Raw genomic sequence first — 19,200 nt, forward strand, 5'->3', positions numbered from 1 at the left:
CAGACCTACACACTGTGATTGGCTGATCGTCATGGCAGGCAGAGCGCGCACGACTTCCGCAGCAACAGCGCTGCGTCGGCGGCCACAGCTGTCCGAGGACGTCGCCAATCATGTGCGGCACCTCGTCATGTCCGGAGAAGTTCGCCCCGGTGACTACATCCGATTGGACGAGACCGCAGCCGAGCTCGGTGTCAGTGTCACGCCGGTTCGAGAGGCTTTACTGACACTTCGGGGCGAGGGAATGGTCGAACTCGTACCGCATCGCGGATACGTGGTCTCGGCACTGACTCCGGCCGATATCGCGGACATCTTTTGGCTGCAGGGTCGGATTGCCGTCGAGTTGGTTCGGCGCGCGGCACCGAAAATCGGCGAATCAGAGATCGCCGAGCTGAGAAAGTTCAATGCATCGTTGGCCGCTGCCGTGGCGAACGGCCGGGCCGAGGAGGTCGAAGTCAGCGAGTTCGAGTTCCACCGAGTGATCAACAGACTGGCCGAGGCGAGCAAGTTGGCGTGGTTTCTCAACAACGCGACCCGGTACACCCCCACCCGTCTATATGCGTCGGACCCCGAATGGGGCCGCGCGGCCGTGAGCAACCATGAGCAACTGATCGATGCCTTGGACGTCGGCGACGTCGATGCGGCCTGCACTTTGATGGGCAGGCAATTCACCGACGGCGCCGAGCGTTTGCTCGCATACCGCAACATGTGAGTGGAAATACGTCGTGTAGGACGTATTTCCACTCACATGGCTGCTAGGAGCGGAGCGAGTCCGGCGCGGTGAACCGCTCGCCGTACTTCGCTGCAAGCTCGTCGGCGCGCGCGACGAAGCCCGCCTGACCACCCTTGTAGCCGACGACGTACTGGTGCACGCCGCCGGTCCAGGCTGGGTACCCGATGCCGAAGATGGACCCGATGTTGGCGTCGGCTGTGGAAGTCAGCACGCCTTCGTCGAAGCACTTCTGCGTCTCGAGTGCCTCGATGAACAGCATGCGCTCGATGAGATCCTCGAACGGAGCTTCCGAGGTTCCCGACTTGAACGCATCACGCAGTCCGGGCCACAGGCCGGTGCGCTTGCCGTCGGTGTACTCGTAGAAGCCTGCACCCTTGAGCTTGCTCGGACGCTCGAACTCGTCGACCATCTTGTTGATGACCGCACCGGCCGGATCCTCGGCAGGAGTTCCGCCGGCCGCGATCACCGAGTCCGCGGTTTCCTTGCGAATCTTCTGCATCAGCGTCAGCGTCAGCTCGTCCGAGAGCTGCAGCGGCGCTGCTGGGTAGCCCGCTTGCAGACCGGCCTGCTCGATGGATGCCGGCTCGACACCTTCGCCGAGCATGGCGATTGCCTCGTTGATGAACGTGCCGATGACGCGCGAGGTGAAGAACCCACGGCTGTCGTTGACGACGATCGGGGTCTTCTTGATGAGCTGGACCAGGTCGAATGCCTTCGCCAGAGCAGCGTCCGACGTCTTCTCACCGCGAATGATCTCCACGAGCGGCATCTTGTCGACGGGGCTGAAGAAGTGGATCCCGATGAAGTCTTCCTGGCGCTTGATTCCCTTCGCCAGGCTCGTGATCGGCAGCGTCGAGGTGTTCGAGCCGAGCAACGACGTCGGATCGACGAGGTCCTCGATCTCCTGGAATACCTTCTGCTTGAGCTCCTCGGACTCGAAGACTGCCTCGATGACGAGATCGGCGCCTTCGACGTCCTTGGCATCGGCGGTCGGGTGGATCCGAGCGAGCAGTGCGTCGGACTTCTCCTGGGTGGTCTTCCCACGCGAGAGCGCCTTGGCCTCGATGGCCTCGGAGTACGCCTTGCCCTTCTGCGCGGACTCGATGGCCACATCCTTGAGCACTACGTCGATGCCGGCCTTGGCGCACACGTAGGCGATTCCGGCGCCCATCATGCCTGCACCGAGGACGGCGACCTTCGTGAACTTCGTCTTCTCGATGCCGTCCGGACGCGACTTGCCTGCGTTGATCGCCTGAATGTCGAAGAAGAACGCCTGAATCATGTTCTTCGAGATCTGCCCGGTGACCAACTCGGTGAAGTACCGCGACTCGATCGTCGACGCGTTGTCGAAGTCGACCTGGGCGCCTTCGACTGCAGCGGCGAGGATTGCACGCGGCGCGGGCATCGGTGCGCCCTTGAGCTGCTTACGCAGGTTCGAGGGGAAAGCAGGCAGAACAGCGGCCATAGCCGGACTCGACGGTGTCCCACCGGGAATCTTGTAGCCCTTGACGTCCCAGGGAGCGACGCCGCCCTCCGGGTTGGCCTTGATCCATGCCTTGGCTGCAGGCACGAGCGCGTCGATACTGTCGACGAGTTCGTGGACGAGACCGATCTCGAGCGCCTTGTCGGGACGGAATCGAGTGCCCTGGGCGAGGACCGTCATGAAGCCGGTCTGAATGCCGAGGAGGCGAGTGATGCGCGTGACGCCACCACCACCGGGGAGCAGGCCGAGCGAAACCTCGGGGAGGCCGAGCTGAACTCCGGACACGTTCGCCGCAATACGGTGATGCGTTGCGAGTGCGATTTCGAATCCGCCGCCGAGCGCCGCACCGTTGATGGCTGCGACGACGGGCTTGCCGAGCTTCTCTATGCGTCGCAGCTGCGCTTTGAGGTTCTGGGCCTCGTCGAACACCTGCTGCGCGTCGTCGGGTCCGATCTTCATCATGTTCTTCAGGTCGCCACCGGCGAAGAAGGTCTTCTTCGCGGAGGTGATGACGACGCCCGTGATCGAGTCCTTTTCGGCTTCGAGACGGTCGATGGTGGCGGCCATCGAGTCCTTGTACAGCTGATTCATCGTGTTGGCGCCCTGATTGGGGTCGTCCATCGTGAGCACGACGATGCCGTCGGAGTCCTGCTCCCACTTGATCATGTTGTCGTTGCTTGCTTCAGTGTTTGTCATGTCTTCGCCTCAGACTCGCTCGATGATGGTGGCAACGCCCATGCCGCCGCCGATGCACAGGGTGATGAGTGCGTAACGGCCGCCGCGGCGCTCGAGCTCGTCGAGCACGGTTCCGGTGATCATGGCTCCGGTGGCGCCCAACGGGTGACCCATAGCGATGGCTCCACCGTTGACGTTGAGCTTCTCGTTCGGGATGTTCAGGTCCTTCTGGAACCGCAGCACGACCGAGGCGAACGCCTCGTTCAACTCGAAGAGATCGATGTCGTCGACGGTCAAGCCTGCTGCCGCAAGAACCTTCTTCGATGCCGGGGTCGGGCCGGTGAGCATGATGGTGGTGTCGGCGCCGCTCGTCGCGGTTGCTACGACACGCGCTCGCGGAACGAGATTCAGGTCTTTGCCTGCCTGCTCGCTGCCGACGAGGACGAGGGCTGCACCATCGACGATGCCGGAGCTGTTACCACCGGTGTGCACGTGATTGATCTTGTCGATCCAGTGGTACTTCTGCAGCGCGACGTCGTCGAATCCGCCCATGGCGGCAACTCCGGCGAACGCCGGGTTCAGCTTGCCGAGCGATTCGACGGTGCTGCCCGGACGCATGTGCTCGTCCTGATCGAGGATGAGCAGACCATTCTGATCGGTGACGGGCACGACCGACTTGGCGAAGTATCCACCCGACCATGCTGCTGCCGCGCGCTCCTGCGACTGCACTGCGTATGCGTCGACGTCTTCGCGAGTGAAGCCCTCGATCGTCGCGATCAGGTCGGCGCCGATCCCCTGCGGGGCGAAGTAGGTGTCGTAGTTGGTGGCCGGATCCATCGCCCACGCACCACCGTCGCTACCCATCGGAACACGAGACATCGATTCGACGCCGCCTGCGATCACGAGCTCATCCCAGCCGGAGCGCACCTTCTGTGCGGCCAGGTTGATTGCTTCGAGACCGGAAGCGCAAAACCGGTTGAGCTGGAATCCGCCTACGGTGTCCGGCATCTTCGCGGCGAGAACGGCGGTGCGGGCGATGTCCATACCCTGATCGCCTACCGGCGACACGACGCCCAAGATCAGGTCCGAGATGCGGTTCTCGTCCAGATCCGGGAATCGACGACGAAGTTCGTCGATCAGCCCGGTAACCAGCGAGAGCGGCTTCACGGAATGCAGCGAGCCGTTCTTCCCTTTACCGCGCGGGGTTCTGATGGCTTCGTAAATGAACGCCTCTGTAGTCACAGCGTGCAGTTCCTTCCACGTACTGATTTCGGTGGCAGCGCCGGTCAGGACGCTGCAGGACACGAGGAATACACCTCGGCTGTGTACAGACTAGAACGTGTTACCGCAAAAGCGACAGGACCTAAACGAGCATTGTCCGTGACCGAACGGGCAGTTTGGGTTTCGAAGGTGCTGGGTAGACCTACAATCGACATAGCGGGGGGATATTTGTGGAAGATCAGGAGTTGATGTCCATGGACACCCAGCAGCCCGTTGCTGTCGGCGCACATGTGAAGGTTCGCTACAGCTCCGACGCCGAGCTCTCGCGCGAGCACTGGCCAAAAGAGTCCGGCGTAGTCAAGGAAGACTTCGGCGACCAACAAGCCTCGGTTTCCGACCGCGGCTGGGCTCTCGCTCGTCGGTATGCGGTCGCACTCGACGACGGACGCCTGGTCTTCGTGGATCCGGAAGATATCGAGCCGGCCTAGCCGCTTGTTGTCGAGTGCACAACACGGCACTCGACAACAACTTCGCCTGAGCAGATTTCTCCGCTACGAGCAGCGCTACTCCTTCAGAGGAGTTCCGCCCAGCTGGGTTTGAATCAACTCCAGTGCCACCGTATCCGGGTCGCGCCTGATCGATGGATCCGCAGGCTCTGCTGCCGCCTTCATGAGCTCTTCCTCATCCTCGGCAGTTTCCGGCGGTGGCGGACCTGTCGGCTCGGGGTCGTCAGGGTAATCCGGCGCTTCAGGTGGCGGAATGTCGTCGTACCCCGATCCATCCCCCGCCGAACCGAATGCGTCATCGGTCGTCCGCGCCGTCTTGCTGATCTGGCTAGGTCGTGAGAATTTCGTCGACGGGGCCTTTGGAGCCTCGGGAGCACCCTTCGATGCCGAGACCTCCTCAACCGGCGCGGTCGCACCCACGACGCAGGTCACGGCCCAGTCGACTCCGAAAACATCACGCAGTGCGTCTCGAATGACATCGGCGTTTCGCGGTTCCCCGAGCCTCTTGGCCAGCGGGGCCGAGTCGTGGCCGAGGGTGATCGAATCGACTTCGACGGCACGCACCGACGCCCCGGACAGCATGACCTCGACCGTACGGCTGCGCTCGCGAACCTTGGTCCTGACCTCGGACCACACCGCACGTACCGCCGCCGCATCGGGTTGATTCGCCGCGACGGGAACCGGCGCGGGCTCAGGCTCGCTGACAACCGGGTCAATGACAACGGGCTCATTAACAACGGGCTCGCTGACGGCCGAAGGCTCGGGCTGCGATTCTGCCTCGTGCTCTTGCTCCGGCGGCGATACAAGAGCCGACTCGGGTACAGCACTCGGCTCGGGCTCGGGCTGTGGTTCCGGCTCGGGCTGTGGTTCCGGCTCGGGCTGCGGTTCCGGTTCCGGCTGTGGCTCCGGCGCAGGCACAGTCAGCGTGGGCGTGGGCGTGGGCGGGGGCGTGGCCGGGGGCGGGGGCGTGGCAGGAGCCGCGGCGGGCTCAGGTGTAGGCACGGCTGGCGCAGGCGCCTCTGTCACCGGCCGTTGCGAGGGGCGGACGAACTTCGACGGGGTGTCCTCCACCGGTGCCGCTGGTGCCACTGGCGCCGACGCCTCGATCCGCCTCGGGGCTGCATCTTCGACAACCGCAGCCCGATCGACCGCGGCCTGTTCACCGGCGGGAAGGGTCACCTCGAGACGCCGTTCCAGGCGCTCGAGACGTTGCAGGACGGCAGATTCGGCGTCGGAAGCGGAGGGCAGAAGCATGCGCGCACACATCACCTCCAGGAGAAGTCGCGGTGCAGTGGCCCCACGCATCTCCCCCAATCCGGAGTGCACGATTTCCGCGTATCGCGCCAAGGTTGCCGATCCGATGCGCGTGGACTCTTCGCGGAGTCGTTCGAGCACGTCGCCCGGCACATCGACCAGACCGCGTTCCCCGGCGTCGGGCACGGCGCGCATCAGGATGAGGTCGCGCAGCCGCTCTAGGAGGTCGGTGGCGAACCTGCGGGGGTCGTGACCGGCATCGACGACCTTGTCGATGGTGCCGAACAGGGAGCCACCGTCGCCGGCAGCGAGAGCGTCGACTGCCTCGTCGATCAGTGCGACATCGGTGACTCCGAGCAAGGACAGCGCCCGGGGGTACGTCACGCCGTCCGGACCTGCGCCCGCGAGGAGCTGATCCAACACGCTCAGCGAATCACGCGGCGATCCACCTCCTGCACGGATGACGAGCGGGAACACGGGATCCGCGACGATCGCGTTCTCCTGCGCACAAATCTTTTCGAGCAGTCCGCGCATGGTCGACGGGGGCAGCAACCGGAACGGGTAATGGTGCGTGCGTGAGCGAATGGTCGGCAGCACCTTCTCCGGCTCGGTGGTGGCGAAGATGAAGACCAGATGCTCCGGCGGCTCCTCGACGACCTTGAGGAGCGCGTTGAAGCCCGCCGTGGTCACCATGTGAGCCTCATCGATGATGAAGATGACGTAACGAGACTCGGCGGGTGCATACACCGCTTTGTCCCGAAGATCACGGGCATCGTCCACGCCGCCGTGACTCGCTGCGTCCATCTCTACGACGTCGAAGTTGCCTGGTCCACCCGGCGCGAGCGCGACACAGGAATTACACACCCCACACGGTGTGGAGGTAGGGCCCTCGGCGCAGTTCAGCGAACGCGCGAGGATGCGCGCCGACGACGTCTTGCCGCAGCCACGTGGGCCGGAGAAGAGGTAGGCGTGGTTGATTCGGTTGGAGTTGAGCGCCACACTCAAGGGCTCGGTGACGTGCTCCTGCCCGACAACCTCAGCGAACGTCGCAGGACGGTACTTCCGGTAGAGAGCCACGCCGAAAGGGTACCGGCGAACGCCGACATCGGCGTCGATGGCCCAGTCTCGAGTTCACAACAGCGGCGCGACGACCATCCGGACATTCGAGATACCGATACTCCGCCTGGTCTGCAACCGTTCCGACCAGGCATGCAACGTACCGGAATCGAGGAGGATGTCACCGATCGCGTCCTTGACGATGCCCGTGCCCGCGGTAAGTACATCGACCGTCACCACAGTGCCGACCGCGATGGCTCCAGCGAGGGCATCGGCATCTCGGGCCGGGAGGTGATGAACGGCCTTCAAACGCGCGGCCAATCGGGCTACATCGACTTCGGCTGGAACACCTGTCACGAGGGCGCGCGCCAACTCACCGACATCGGTGCGATGCGGCGAGATCGGAACGATGCGCGCCTGTAGCGGTCGAGGTGCCACCCTGGCCACCTCTGTCGGTGCGAAGTCGCCGGTGAGCACTGGGGCGTAGCCCGCGGATCGCAACGCGGCGAGCACGCTGAGCGCCGGTATCGACGGGGCCAGGGCTGTGTCCGCGCACCTTTCGACCTCGAACAGTGCGCGCGTGTGAATCTCGGCGATGAGTGCGGCATCTCGAGACTCGATGCGCCCGGACACCCGGTCGACGGTGATTGCCCCGTGTCTGCGCACGACATCACGGATCAGGTATTCGAGTGACTGTGGCACTTCGGTCGATGCGGCTGCAGCCAGGGATACGAGCAGTTCTTCGCCGGAGCCACCTCGATCGAGCCAACCGCGGATGGACCGGTCGCTGAACCGCCAGGCCGACGCAGCGCCGCGCGATTCGCGGGTGGCCGATCCCGTGAGGAGCAGCGAAACACGTTCGCTCACAGGTCCGGACACCACGGCAGTGAGATCGGGCAACAACCGCACTACTGATTCGGCTCGGTGGACGAGCTGGTGCACAGCGGGTGCAACTACCGTCCCGTCGACGGTAGTTCCCATGCTGCCGAGCAGTCGTGACAAGTCCGTCGGAGCACCGTCGACGATGATCCCGAGTGCGGATGCCTCGCGCCACACGGCCGCGACATCACCGGGGTTCGCCTCGGCCACGAACCGGGGCAGCTTCCACACTGTGTAGTTCACAGCCGAGTCGATGTCGAGAAAACCACCGTCCGGGATCGAGTCGATCATGCGTCGACGAAGCACGGCCGTCGACGGATTCGGGGCGATCGGACCGAGTATCTGAGCCCGTTTGCCGTTCGCTTGCAAGGAATTCGTCGCGGCACCCTCCGACCACCACCACGCTTCCACGATCTTCGTGTATTTCGTTGCCCGGTCCATCGATTGCCATTCGCCGTACTCGGTCGTGCATCGCAGTAGCGGAGCGCGAGGTTCGACGAGACGCAGCTCGCCTGCGAGACCGAGAACAAGTTCGACGTCGTCGACATCTGCGCCGACGCCCTTGGCAAGTGCCCGAACCTCGCGACTCCCCACTCCCCCTGCCCTGACCGCTTTCACAGAGCCTGCATCGACTTCCACGAGCACTGCTTCGACGAGGTCGCAGAACCCGGCCACGGCAAGTTCCTGCGATTGCACATTCGCTGCCCCTCGCTCGACCATGACGGGCCGCGACACGTCGAGGAGTGCGTGCAGATTCAGACGTTCGAGGTTCTCGAGAATGGAGGTGTAACCCTCACCGACCGGTGAGCAGAGTCCGAGTTCGATCAGCGATCTCACGGCGCAATCTACATCTGACGTCGTGCAATCGACTCCCTCCGCGACCGCAATACCGAGGTCCGAACGCGAGATCGATTCGCTTCCAACGAGAATCACGAGCAGCGACAGGGCACCCACGTCGAGTTCACGTATGGCAGCATCCAACGATCGATCGCGCCGCAGAAGGTGGGCAAGTGCGGCATACGTGCGCGGTGGCGGATCGAGCGCCACGTCGGGACGCTTCTCGAGAAGGCGAGCCAGCGACGCCTCGTCGATACTCTCGAGCCAGTGCTCGTACGTCACTTGTTCTTGGCTGCTGCCTTGGCTGCCTTCTTGAATTCACGGACTTCGAGGAGCGACTTCTCGTCGACGACATCGGCGATCGACCGCCGCGATCCCTCATCCCCGTACGCGCCCGCGGCCTTGCGCCACCCTTCTGGCGTCACTCCCATCTGCTTGCCCAGCAATGCGAGAAAGATACGGGCCTTCTGATCTCCGTACCCCGGCAAAGCCTTCAGCCGCTTCAGTACTTCGGGGCCGTCAGGACTGTCACGGCGCCAGATCTGATCCGGCTTACCGTCGTAGTTCTCGACGAGGTATTCCGCGAGTCCTTGGATACGTTTGGCCATCGAAGCCGGAAAGCGATGTACCGCAGGGGTTGTGGCGCACACGGCCGCAAACTCCTCCGGGTCGGCTGTCGCGATCGTCTCGACCTTCAGATCGCCCAGACGGTCGACGAGTTTCTTGGGACCGGCGAATGCCGATTCCATCGGAACCTGCTGATCGAGAAGCATTCCGATCAGCAACGCGAAAGGGTCCTCGGCGAGCAGCGCATCGGCTTCTGGGTCGCCGACCAGGTGCAGAGTAGGTGACATGACTCCGATCCTCCCACGCGGGTGGAAATTCCGTTATCGGGTTCCAGCTGCGATGTCCTGGCCGAACGGTGTGGCGCGACTATGTCTCGTCGGACCGAAATTCACCGGTGACGAGGAAGATGACCCGCTTGGCAACCTCGACAGTGTGATCGGAGAACCGTTCGTAGAAGCGGCCGAGCAACGTGATGTCGACGGCAGCAGGAATGCCGTGCGGCCAGCCCGGTGCCGACGTCAGAGTGAACAAGCTCCGGTGGAGTTCGTCCATCGCTTCGTCCTTGGTCTGCAGCTCGGTTGCCAGTTCGGCGTCACGGGAAAGCAGAACCTTGCGCGTCGAATCTGCCTGTTCGACGGCGACGCGCCCCATCTCGGCGAACACACTCTCCACCTCGACCGGCAGTACGGGTGCAGGGTGCCTGCGTCGAGCGAGCTCGGCGATATGGATGGCAAGTCCACCCATGCGTTGGAGATCGGCAACTATGTGAAGTCCACTGACCATGATTCGCAGGTCCAGGGCAACAGGCGACTGCAATGCGAGGACTCCGAAGGCTTGGTGCTCCCAGTCGGCTGCAGCTCTGTCGATTGCTTCCCTGCCGGAGATGGTGTGTTCCGCGACGGCGAGATCCGCGGTCAGCAAGGCTCGAGTGGCCGACTCCATCGCAACTTCGGCAAGTCCGCACATCGATGCAAGATCGGCTGCGAGGGAATCCAAGGTGACGTTGTACTGCTCACGCATGAGCTACCTACCTCCGTTGGGCTTACTCGATTGACCTCGATCGGTCACGATCATCTGCCGCCGCCCCTCGCTGTGTACATACCGTCCCCCTGATACCCGAGTGTTGATGCTCCTACACTTAGGAAACCTATGGCACTTCGGTGAACATGTGGAATCGTGCACACGTGACGGTACTCAAATCCATCCTGTTGTTCGGCTTCGCCGCAGTGCTGGAGATCGGCGGAGCATGGCTGGTGTGGCAGGGAGTCAGAGAGCACCGCGGATGGATCTGGGTCGGCGCAGGTGTCGTTGCGCTCGGTGCCTACGGATTTGTTGCGACGCTGCAGCCGGACGCCAATTTCGGCCGCATCCTCGCCGCGTACGGCGGTGTCTTCGTCGCGGGATCTCTCGCCTGGGGAATGATTGCCGACGGCTTCGAGCCGGACAGGTGGGACGTGACGGGAGCAGCACTCTGCCTTCTCGGCGTCGCCGTGATCATGTACGGTCCGCGCTGACTGTACCCGGACCGTACGAGATCACCTCAGCAATTCGACGGCGCTGGGACTCCATGGAAACGATCTTTCATCCAGCTCTGCGCTTCACCGAGTCCGAGTAGATCCGGAATGATGTGTCCCGCACCCGATCCCGGCACTATGGCCGGCACCTGAGCACTGCTGAGCTGAACGGTTGCGCCCTGACTGCACCAGTCGGCGGCCAGCTGCACAGCTTGACCGTGCGGGACGATGTCGTCGGACACGCCGGACTGAATCAGCACGGGTGCGTCGAGCGTGCGCTCGCCGATCTTGTTGGCCGCCAATATCTCCTGGGCCCTGGGTAGCCTGTCGAGGACAACCGACATCGGTTCGCCGGTGTTGGTGTACTCCTCCGTGCGATGGAGCCCGACCGTCAGAATCGTGTCGCCGACACATTGATCCGCGACCTCTTTCAGCATCGCCTGGCCCGCCCCGTTGATGTTCTCGTCGAGGATTTGACGCAGATCGGGGTCGGATTCGAGCAAACCGTTGAGCGTGTACCCGATAACGCCGGTGAGGATGGTGCCGTCCACCTGTTCGAGTGTCGACTTCAGATCAGCAGGCGGAGCACCCGCATACGCTCCGACGATGTTCAGTTCCGGCGCGTACTCGGATGCCAGTTCTGCGCCGGACGCCGCCGCGCCTCCACCCTGCGAATAGCCGTACAGCCCGACGGGTCCATCGGTGGAAATCTTTGTGCCGGAAAGACTCTGAGCTGCCCGAGCCGCATCGAGAACAGCATGCCCTTCGGCAGCGCGGTTGACGTAAGTGTGCGCACCCGGGGTGCCGAGTCCCTCGTAGTCGGTGATGACGACGCCATACCCCTGAGACAGCAACGCGTATGCGGAGAGCACCTCGTACTCCACCATGGCGTCGAACGGAGGCGTGTAAGTGATCAGGTTGTTCAACATCTTCGATGGCGCACACTGGTCGCCCTGCCCCTGCGTGCCGGGTGCGAGACTCACGAGCGGTCGCGGACCTGGGCCGGTCCAGTCTGCCGACGGATCGATGTAGGTACCCGTCACTGCGATCGGATCACCGTTGGAATCCTTGCTGCGGTACATGATTCGAGTCGCCTCGCCGGGGAGTTCCCCACCGATGGTGGGCACCGAGATCGCCAAATGCGAGGGCTCGGAGCGGATGACGTCCCCTGCATCGCCGTCGGGCAGTGGGCTCGGAGGCGTGTAGAAGTCGGACTCCACAGTCGATCCGGTCGATGAACCCGAAGGCGGCTGAGCCGACGCCAAGGGCGTCATTGCTGTTGCTGCCAACAGAACGGCTCCGACGGCCGGTCCGACTACCCGTGACGCTCGCATGCATTACCCCCATAGGTCCACTGTTGCCGCCACTCCTTACTCGGCAGTAACAACACTTGTGACGGACCATACGTGATGTACAGCACAGGCGAAAGACCGATGGTTCAACCCACCGTTCACCGGCGCGAACCTTGTGAACATTCACAAAAGACGGATCAGCGGCGACGGCGATGCATCGCAGCTTTGGCCGAGTCGAGTTCGGCTCCGGTGAGTGCACGACCCGGCAGAGCGGTCGCCGCACCGGGTTCGGATCGGAGCCCGTCGAGAACCACGGTGAAGTAGCGGCGCCAATTGCCGGCGTCCACGGCGGAGGTGAACTCGGCACCGGTGGAGACCATGCCGATCAGCGGAAAGATGTCGTTGACCTCGACGTCGGCGCGAAGCTGGCCCGATGCCTTCGCTCGGAGGACGATCTTGTCGACGAAGGGCTCGAGCCGTTCGCGCACCTGCGCGATCCCCTCGCAGCCCTCGTCTGTACCGAGCACGACCTCACCGAGGCCCCGGTCCGCGGACATCCCCTCGCACAATCGGTCGAGGAAAATCACGAGGCCTTCCCATGGGTCGGTAGCGGTCAACGCCTCCTCGGCAAACACGATCATTTCCTCGAGTCGCTGCTCGAAGACACCATCGATGAGCTCTTCTTTGCACGAAAAACGTCGATAGACGGTCCCGACGCCCACCTTCGCATGGTCGGCGACGTCGTCGAGAGTGATATCGATGCCACGCAATGCGAACAGCTCGCGAGCTGCCTCGACGATGCGCTTACGGTTTCGTTCCGCATCGGCCCGAAGCGGCTTCTTTGCCGCTGTGTCAGCTCTCACACTCATCTGAATGTCCGTTTCACCCGATAAGCGGAGGGTAGCCCTCCGCTTAGCTGCTACCTTTGGTCGATAACCGGAGAGTACACCTCCGCATAGTCGACAAAAGGACGAACATGACCGCATTGTCTCCGGATAGCGTCGAGACATCGACGTCACCGGCCTCGGAAGAAACCGCTGACGCAAAATCACATCGCGTTCGCTGGCTTGTTCTCGCCACCCTCGGCCTGGCTCAGCTCATGGTCGTTCTGGACGCGACCATCGTGAACATCGCGCTGCCCGCGGCCCAGCTCGATCTCGGCTTCGACAACAGCAACCGCTCCTGGATCATCACCGCATACGCGCTGGCCTTCGGCAGTCTCCTGCTCCTCGGCGGGCGACTCAGCGATCTGTTCGGTCGTCGCAACACCTTCCTCATCGGGCTCGTCGGGTTCGCCCTCATGTCCGCGGTCGGGGGCGCATCGGTGAACTTCGGAATGCTCGTCGCAGCTCGCGCAGGCCAGGGCGTATTCGGTGCACTTCTCGCGCCGGCGGCACTGTCGCTGCTGGCAACCACATTCACGGACCCGAAGGAGCGTGCGAAAGCATTCGGCATCTTCGGTGCGATCGCCGGTGGCGGTGGCGCGTTGGGCCTGTTGCTCGGCGGCATCCTGACCGAATGGGCGACCTGGCGTTGGAGCCTCTACGTCAACCTAATCTTCGCTGGGGTGGCGTTCGTCGCCGGATTCATCCTGCTGGCCAAGCATGCGGTCACCACCAGGCCCAAGCTCGACATTCCGGGAACAGTCACAGTCTCGGCCGCGCTGTTCGCAATCGTCTACGGTTTCGCCCACGCAGAATCCGACGGCTGGGGCAACACGGTCACCCTCGCGTTCCTCATCATCGGTACAGCACTGCTAGGAGTGTTCGTCGTCCTGCAGCGACGCGTCGCGCATCCTCTGCTGCCGCTGCGCATCATCCTCGACCGGACACGCGCCGGATCGTTCCTCGCAGTCTTCGTCACCGGGGCAGGCATGTTCGCGGTGTTCCTCTTCCTCACCTATTACATGCAGAGCACACTCGGCTACACACCGATCACCACCGGATTCGCATTCATGCCGATGATCGGCGCGTTGATCCTCACCGCAACGGTGTCGACGGGAGTGATCCTGCCGCGATTCGGCCCCCGGGTACTGATACCGACGGGCCTGCTGGTTGCCGGGATCGGAATGAGTCTCCTGACCCAGGTTTCACTGGACAGCACCTACCCGATGCACATTCTGCCCGGCTTGATCATCATGGGCCTCGGACTCGGCGCCTCCATGGCTCCGGCCTTTCAAAGTGCGATTTCCGGGGTGAATCTCGACGACTCGGGTGTCGCCTCCGCCACGGTCAACACCATGCAGCAGATCGGCGGCTCGATCGGTACGGCACTGCTCAGTACCATCGCAGCGAGCGCGGCAGCCACGTACGTCACAGACAATGTGGCTAGCGCCTCGAGTGCGGCAGCACTGCAGGCCAACGCCGAACTCGCCAGCTACACAACGACGTTCTGGTGGGCGAGTGGGATCTTCGTACTGGGCGCGGTCATCACGGGGTTCCTGTTGCGACCGGGCCTACTCGCCGAAGCACCAGAAGGCGCGGTAGTGATCGGTCACTGAGCGACTTCGTTGCAGCTCGAATGGAATACGCCCTCTCGGGCGTATTCCATTTACCTGTCGAGGAGCTTTTCGGTCGCGGCGAGCAAAACGCACGTCGCGACCCCGTCCATCGACTTCTGCAGATCGTCCAGGGACGGGAAGCTCGGAGCGAGCCGGATGTTTCGGTCCTCGGGATCGTTTCCGTACGGGAATGCCGAACCCGCTCCCGTCAACGCGATACCGGCGTTCTTCGCCAAGGCGATCGAGCGGGCCGCGGTACCTTCGAGCACGTCGAGGGAGATGAAATATCCACCCTTCGGCTCCGTCCACGACGCGATCTTCGACGCCCCGAGCCGGTCTTCGAGGATCTGACCGACGAGCGCGAACTTCGGTGCAAGGATGTCCCGGTGCTTTGCCATGTGGGCACGGACACCGTCGGCGTCGCCGAAGAACCGAAGGTGCCGAAGCTGATTCAGTTTGTCCGGACCGATGCTCTTCTTACCCAAATGCTTTTGGTACCACGCGAGATTCTCGTCCGAGCTGCCGAAGAAACTGACGCCCGCACCGGCGAACGTGATCTTCGACGTCGACGCCAGCACGAACGGACGATTCGGATATCCGGCTTCGGCCGCCCACCCGAGAATGTCGTGGGACGGGGCGAACTCTTCCACCAGCGGGTGTACGGCGTAAGCGTTGTCCCAGAACAGGCGGAAGTCCGGAGCGGCAGTCGGCATCGATGCCAACGCTCGCACTACTTCCTCGGAGTACACGGCCCCTGTGGGGTTCGAGTAATTCGGAACCGCCCACATGCCCTTGATCTGCGGATCCGACGAGACGAGACGGGTGATCTCGTTGATGTCGGGACCATCGGGAAGCATCGGGACTGCGATCATGTCGATGCCGAAGCTCTCGGCGATTGCGAAGTGCCGGTCGTACCCGGGCGCCGGGCACAAGAAGCGAATATTGGGCTCGGCCGACCAAGGCCGCGGCGAATCGGGAAGACCGTGCAGCAGGGCCCACACAACCAGGTCGTGCATGATTTCGAGGCTGGCATTGTTGCCGGCCAGAAGATTCTTCACCGGAATGCCGAGGATTTCACCGAAGATTGCTCGTAACTCGGGAAGACCTGCGAGGCCGCCGTAGTTGCGGCAGTCGGTTCCGTTGCCGTCGCGGTAATCCTCACCGGGAAGCGTCAGCAGGCCGGCAGCAAGATCGAGCTGCTCGGGCGACGGCTTCCCTCTGGTGAGGTCGAGTGCGAGATTCTCGTTCTCGAGCTGCTGGTACTTGGCAGACTGACGCTCGTTCTCGGAGACGAGCTCCTCATGGCTCATCAACCCCATTTGGGTTTGCGCTGGCATGTGGAGCTTCCCTCTCGGTGTTCGGGGCTCGGAATCTGGTCCCTTGAAAGTAAAGGGGACCCCGCGCACCCGGCAGAGCCCATTGACCCTTGCTGCCTTCCGGCCCTGGGGGAGTTCACAGGATGCGCGCCGCGCGGGATCCAAGGAAGAGTGTAACCACACTGGCGGCCGTGTCGTTTCGGTGGCCCTCACCGGAGCCCGTTTGGGATCTGGAGGGGGTTATCCGGTACGCTTCCACACGGAGGATTCGCCTAGTGGCCTATGGCGCTCGCCTGGAACGCGGGTTGGGTTAACGCCCTCAGGGGTTCAAATCCCCTATCCTCCGCCAGGGAAGCCCCTGCAACCGGTTGGTTGCAGGGGCTTTCTTCATATCGGTGCAGGTCCGCGCGCCCCGTCTCCTACGCAATCCGATTTCGATCCCCGACAAGGGCGAATGTTGGGAGAATCGGCCACATGACGACGCCGGAATCGACCGCCGACCGCTATCGCCGCCTCGCAGGCATACTCACCCAACGGATCGAGGCAGTGCCGCCCGATAAGTGGAACATCGCCTCTACCTGTGCGGGCTGGAGCATCCGTGATGTCGTGAAACACCTCATCGAGACCGAGAAGGGCGCACTCGAACCCGTCGGCCTCTCCATTCCCGACGGCCCATCGGTGGACGACGATCCAGCCGCCGCCTGGGCCCACACCCGCGACAGCATGCAGGACATTCTCGACGACCCCGCCCGCGCGAACCTCGAGTACGACGGACATTTCGGGAAAACCGATCTAGCGTCGTCGATCGGGTCGTTCTACAGCCTGGACTTGATCGTTCACGCGTGGGACATTGCGCACCCGGCGGGCGTCGACGCAACGATCGCCGACCAGGACCTCGACTTCGTCGAAGCGTTCATCGAGCAGATAGGCGACAGCATTCGGATGGAGGGAGTGTGCGGTCCGGCCGTCGAGGTGCCGGCGTCGGCCGATCGCCAGAGAAAGGTGCTCGCCCAGTTGGGCCGGGAGGTCTGAAGGCGCCTCACCCATCGCTTGAATGAACCACTCATACGATCAAATAGCTAGAGGGGTCCATTCAAGCCGGCGGTGGTAGTGAACACCAGCCGGCGGTGGTAGTGAACACCAGCCGGCGGCGGGGCGCCTACTTCGCCGACCACCCACCATCCATGGCGTAGGACGCACCGGTGACCATGCCCGCGTCCGCGGACGTCAGCCATCCGACCAACGAGGCAACTTCCGACGGTTCGACGAGCCGTTTGATCGCGCTCTCGGCCAGCATGACCTGTTGAAGCACCTCTTCTTCCGGAATGCCATGCGCGGCAGCCTGATCGGTGACCTGTTTCTCGACCAATGGGGTTCGGACGTAGCCCGGATTGACACAGTTGCTCGTCACTCCGTGTGGGCCACCTTCGAGCGCGGTGACTTTCGAGAGTCCTTCGAGGCCGTGTTTGGCCGTGACATAGGCGACTTTGAATGCCGAGGCGCGTAGGCCGTGCACGGAGGATATGTTCACGATTCGGCCGAAACCGCGAGAGTACATGTACGGCAACGCAGCTCGGACGAGAAGGAAGGGCGCTTCGACCATCAGCGTCTGGATCCGACGAAATGCTGCTGGATCGAAATCGACTATCGGTGAGACGGTCTGTATGCCGGCATTGTTGATCAGGATGTCGGTGTCGAGCGTGAGGTTCTCCAGAGCCGAAACGTCCGATAGGTCCACCGCCCACGACTCCCCGTGCAGTTCCGATGCCAGCTCCTTCGCCGCGACTTCGTCGACGTCGGCGATGGTGACTCTCGCGCCCCGATCGGCGAGCATCCGGGCACACGCTGCACCGATGCCGCCTGCCCCACCGGTGACGAGTGCGGACCTCCCGGTCAGGTCCGTCACTTCAGTCCCGCCTTGGCCAGTTCTGACTCCGTTGCAAGGTTTTTGGCGTCTGCGATATCGATCGACTCCAGCGAAAGGCCCTTGGTCTCACGGGCAGCGATGACTGCAACCAACGTGATGGTGCACGCACCGGCCAGGTACCACGCAATCGGCACCGAGGATCCGTACCTGTTCAGCAAGAACACTGCGATGATCGGCGCGAGCGAGCCGGCGACGATCGAGGTCACCTGATAGCCGAGGGAGACGCCGGAGTACCGCATACGCGTCGGGAACATTTCGGCCATGATCGCCGGCTGGGTGGCGTACATGAAGGCGTGGAAGACCAGGCCGATGATGATGGCGAGCATGATGACGGCGTTGTGCCCGCTGTTGAACATTGGGAATGCGAAGAAGCCCCAGGTGCCGGCGGTCAGTGCACCGAACAGGTAGACCGGCCGTCGACCGATACGGTCGGCTAGACGTCCTACCAGCGGAATGACGGCGAAGTGGACGGCATGAGCTGCGAGCATCCACCACAGGATCGTCTGGGTGTCGGTGCCGACCTCGACTTTGAGGTAGGTGATGGTGAATGTGACGACGAGGTAGTACATGACGTTTTCGCCGAACCGAAGACCCATTGCGGTGAGAACGCCACGCGGGTAACGCTTCACGACCTCGAAGACGCCGTACGACGCGGCCTTGATGACCTCGGCTTGCTTCTGTGCCTCGAGGAAGATCGGGGCGTCGGTGACCTTGGTGCGAATGTAGTAGCCGACGAACACGATGACGGCGGAGAGCCAGAACGCGACACGCCAGCCCCAGCTGAGGAAGGCTGCATCGGACAGCGTTGTGGTCAGAACGAGAAGCACGACGGTGGCGAGAAGGTTTCCGGCGGGGACCCCGGCCTGTGGCCAGCTGGCCCAGAATCCGCGACTCTTGTTCGGACTGTGTTCTGCCACAAGCAGAACCGCGCCACCCCATTCGCCACCGACTGCGAAGCCCTGGATGAATCGAAGCGCCACGAGAAGTGCGGGAGCCCAGTAGCCGATCTGGTTGAAGGTGGGGAGACATCCCATGAGGAACGTTGCTCCGCCGACGAGCACCAGGCTGAACTGCAGCAACTTCTTTCGACCGTACTTGTCCCCGTAGTGACCGAAGACGATACCGCCGAGCGGGCGAGCCACGAACCCGACGGCGTAGGTGACGAATGCAGCGAGAATGGCATCGAGTTCGCTGGTGCCGGCTGCGAAGAAGATCTTCGAGAACACCAGCGTCGCTGCGGTGCCGTAGAGGAAGAACTCGTACCACTCGACGATGGTGCCTGCCATCGACGCCGCGACGACCTTCTTGAGCCCGGTCGGGGCTTCGTCCGGGTCTGGACCGCCGGATTGTGTCCGATCGTCAACGCTCATTTTCATCTCCTTGTGTGGTCGAAAGCCGTCGTGCCTAAAAGTGTGACGGGGTACACAGTGAACCGCTGCTCCT

At 62.9% G+C, this 19,200-nt stretch carries 16 protein-coding genes, 1 tRNA gene and 1 other RNA gene; 6 read left to right on the top strand and 12 right to left on the bottom strand.

Annotation, left to right across the window (positions count from 1 at the left end):
• Positions 1–31: 31 nt before the first annotated feature.
• Positions 32–709: a GntR family transcriptional regulator gene (locus tag H2510_RS04870; protein ID WP_186627244.1), complete on the top strand. Its 678-nt coding sequence runs from the start codon at positions 32–34 to the stop codon at positions 707–709.
• Between the two features lie 43 nt (positions 710–752).
• Here the strand turns inward: H2510_RS04870 and H2510_RS04875 are convergent, their stop codons facing one another.
• Positions 753–2,909, bottom strand: coding sequence for a 3-hydroxyacyl-CoA dehydrogenase NAD-binding domain-containing protein (locus H2510_RS04875; protein WP_186627245.1), 2,157 nt, complete (start codon positions 2,907–2,909; stop codon positions 753–755).
• Positions 2,910–2,918: 9 nt separating this feature from the next.
• Positions 2,919–4,130, bottom strand: coding sequence for an acetyl-CoA C-acetyltransferase (locus H2510_RS04880; protein ID WP_186627623.1), 1,212 nt, complete (start codon positions 4,128–4,130; stop codon positions 2,919–2,921).
• 233 nt (positions 4,131–4,363) lie between these two features.
• On the opposite strand from H2510_RS04880, the gene H2510_RS04885 reads away from it, so the two are divergent.
• The gene (locus H2510_RS04885; RefSeq protein WP_261392746.1) at positions 4,364–4,597 is read left to right on the top strand and encodes a hypothetical protein; all 234 of its coding nucleotides are present in this window, start codon (positions 4,364–4,366) and stop codon (positions 4,595–4,597) included.
• A 75-nt stretch (positions 4,598–4,672) separates the two neighbouring features.
• Here H2510_RS04885 and H2510_RS04890 read toward each other — a convergent pair whose 3' ends face one another.
• The 4 genes from H2510_RS04890 to phoU form a co-directional block, all read right to left on the bottom strand.
• A complete protein-coding gene (locus tag H2510_RS04890; RefSeq protein ID WP_186627246.1) occupies positions 4,673–6,946 on the bottom strand; it encodes a DNA polymerase III subunit gamma and tau in 2,274 nt (757 codons plus the stop codon).
• Between the two features lie 54 nt (positions 6,947–7,000).
• Entirely contained in the window at positions 7,001–8,923 is a 1,923-nt protein-coding gene (locus H2510_RS21055; protein ID WP_186627247.1) for a helicase-associated domain-containing protein, read from the bottom strand.
• Positions 8,920–9,495 (bottom strand): HhH-GPD-type base excision DNA repair protein, encoded by a 576-nt coding sequence (locus H2510_RS04900; protein ID WP_186627248.1) that lies wholly within the window; start codon positions 9,493–9,495, stop codon positions 8,920–8,922. Before H2510_RS04900 ends, H2510_RS21055 begins: the two co-directional genes overlap by 4 nt.
• Positions 9,496–9,574: 79 nt before the next feature.
• On the bottom strand, positions 9,575–10,228 hold the full coding sequence (gene phoU, locus H2510_RS04905; RefSeq protein WP_186627249.1) for a phosphate signaling complex protein PhoU: 654 nt from the start codon (positions 10,226–10,228) through the stop codon (positions 9,575–9,577).
• Between the two features lie 164 nt (positions 10,229–10,392).
• On the opposite strand from phoU, the gene H2510_RS04910 reads away from it, so the two are divergent.
• Positions 10,393–10,722: a YnfA family protein gene (locus tag H2510_RS04910; RefSeq protein WP_186627250.1), complete on the top strand. Its 330-nt coding sequence runs from the start codon at positions 10,393–10,395 to the stop codon at positions 10,720–10,722.
• Positions 10,723–10,748: 26 nt separating this feature from the next.
• Here H2510_RS04910 and H2510_RS04915 read toward each other — a convergent pair whose 3' ends face one another.
• Both H2510_RS04915 and H2510_RS04920 read right to left on the bottom strand, forming a co-directional pair.
• Complete coding sequence (locus tag H2510_RS04915) at positions 10,749–12,056, bottom strand: lipase family protein (RefSeq protein WP_186627251.1); 1,308 nt, start codon at positions 12,054–12,056, stop codon at positions 10,749–10,751.
• Positions 12,057–12,211: 155 nt separating this feature from the next.
• Positions 12,212–12,883: a TetR/AcrR family transcriptional regulator gene (locus H2510_RS04920; protein ID WP_186627252.1), complete on the bottom strand. Its 672-nt coding sequence runs from the start codon at positions 12,881–12,883 to the stop codon at positions 12,212–12,214.
• 107 nt (positions 12,884–12,990) lie between these two features.
• On the opposite strand from H2510_RS04920, the gene H2510_RS04925 reads away from it, so the two are divergent.
• Positions 12,991–14,514 carry an MFS transporter gene (locus tag H2510_RS04925; RefSeq protein WP_186627253.1) on the top strand — a complete coding sequence of 508 codons (1,524 nt, stop codon included), beginning with the start codon at positions 12,991–12,993 and terminating at the stop codon, positions 14,512–14,514.
• A 50-nt stretch (positions 14,515–14,564) separates the two neighbouring features.
• On the opposite strand, the gene H2510_RS04930 is transcribed toward H2510_RS04925, so the two are convergent.
• Together H2510_RS04930 and ffs are read right to left on the bottom strand one after the other, a co-directional pair.
• Complete coding sequence (locus H2510_RS04930; RefSeq protein WP_186627254.1) at positions 14,565–15,851, bottom strand: aminotransferase class I/II-fold pyridoxal phosphate-dependent enzyme; 1,287 nt, start codon at positions 15,849–15,851, stop codon at positions 14,565–14,567.
• Positions 15,852–15,901: 50 nt separating this feature from the next.
• Positions 15,902–15,996: signal recognition particle sRNA small type (gene ffs, locus H2510_RS04935), an RNA gene on the bottom strand.
• Between the two features lie 95 nt (positions 15,997–16,091).
• Here ffs and H2510_RS04940 point away from each other — a divergent pair.
• Positions 16,092–16,179: transfer RNA gene (locus tag H2510_RS04940), tRNA-Ser, on the top strand.
• A gap of 125 nt (positions 16,180–16,304) precedes the next feature.
• Entirely contained in the window at positions 16,305–16,862 is a 558-nt protein-coding gene (locus H2510_RS04945; RefSeq protein ID WP_186627255.1) for a TIGR03086 family metal-binding protein, read from the top strand.
• Between the two features lie 127 nt (positions 16,863–16,989).
• On the opposite strand, the gene H2510_RS04950 is transcribed toward H2510_RS04945, so the two are convergent.
• Entirely contained in the window at positions 16,990–17,736 is a 747-nt protein-coding gene (locus tag H2510_RS04950; protein WP_186627256.1) for a 3-hydroxybutyrate dehydrogenase, read from the bottom strand.
• Positions 17,733–19,127: an MFS transporter gene (locus H2510_RS04955; protein ID WP_186627257.1), complete on the bottom strand. Its 1,395-nt coding sequence runs from the start codon at positions 19,125–19,127 to the stop codon at positions 17,733–17,735. The genes H2510_RS04950 and H2510_RS04955 overlap by 4 nt, the downstream gene beginning before the upstream one ends.
• Positions 19,128–19,200 lie beyond the last annotated feature (73 nt).

The organism is Rhodococcus sp. BP22, assembly GCF_014281965.1.
In the GTDB taxonomy this organism is placed as follows: Bacteria; Actinomycetota; Actinomycetes; order Mycobacteriales; family Mycobacteriaceae; genus Rhodococcoides.

Bases quoted from the DNA above. Each gene is read 5' to 3' on its own strand.
- H2510_RS04870 (WP_186627244.1), top strand. From the start codon at position 32: ATGGCAGGCAGAGCGCGCACGACTTCCGCAGCAACAGCGCTGCGTCGG.
- H2510_RS04875 (WP_186627245.1), bottom strand. From the start codon at position 2,909: ATGACAAACACTGAAGCAAGCAACGACAACATGATCAAGTGGGAGCAG.
- H2510_RS04885 (WP_261392746.1), top strand. From the start codon at position 4,364: ATGGACACCCAGCAGCCCGTTGCTGTCGGCGCACATGTGAAGGTTCGC.
- H2510_RS04900 (WP_186627248.1), bottom strand. From the start codon at position 9,495: ATGTCACCTACTCTGCACCTGGTCGGCGACCCAGAAGCCGATGCGCTG.
- phoU (WP_186627249.1), bottom strand. From the start codon at position 10,228: ATGCGTGAGCAGTACAACGTCACCTTGGATTCCCTCGCAGCCGATCTT.
- H2510_RS04915 (WP_186627251.1), bottom strand. From the start codon at position 12,056: ATGCGAGCGTCACGGGTAGTCGGACCGGCCGTCGGAGCCGTTCTGTTG.
- H2510_RS04920 (WP_186627252.1), bottom strand. From the start codon at position 12,883: ATGAGTGTGAGAGCTGACACAGCGGCAAAGAAGCCGCTTCGGGCCGAT.
- H2510_RS04925 (WP_186627253.1), top strand. From the start codon at position 12,991: ATGACCGCATTGTCTCCGGATAGCGTCGAGACATCGACGTCACCGGCC.
- H2510_RS04930 (WP_186627254.1), bottom strand. From the start codon at position 15,851: ATGCCAGCGCAAACCCAAATGGGGTTGATGAGCCATGAGGAGCTCGTC.
- H2510_RS04945 (WP_186627255.1), top strand. From the start codon at position 16,305: ATGACGACGCCGGAATCGACCGCCGACCGCTATCGCCGCCTCGCAGGC.
- H2510_RS04955 (WP_186627257.1), bottom strand. From the start codon at position 19,127: ATGAGCGTTGACGATCGGACACAATCCGGCGGTCCAGACCCGGACGAA.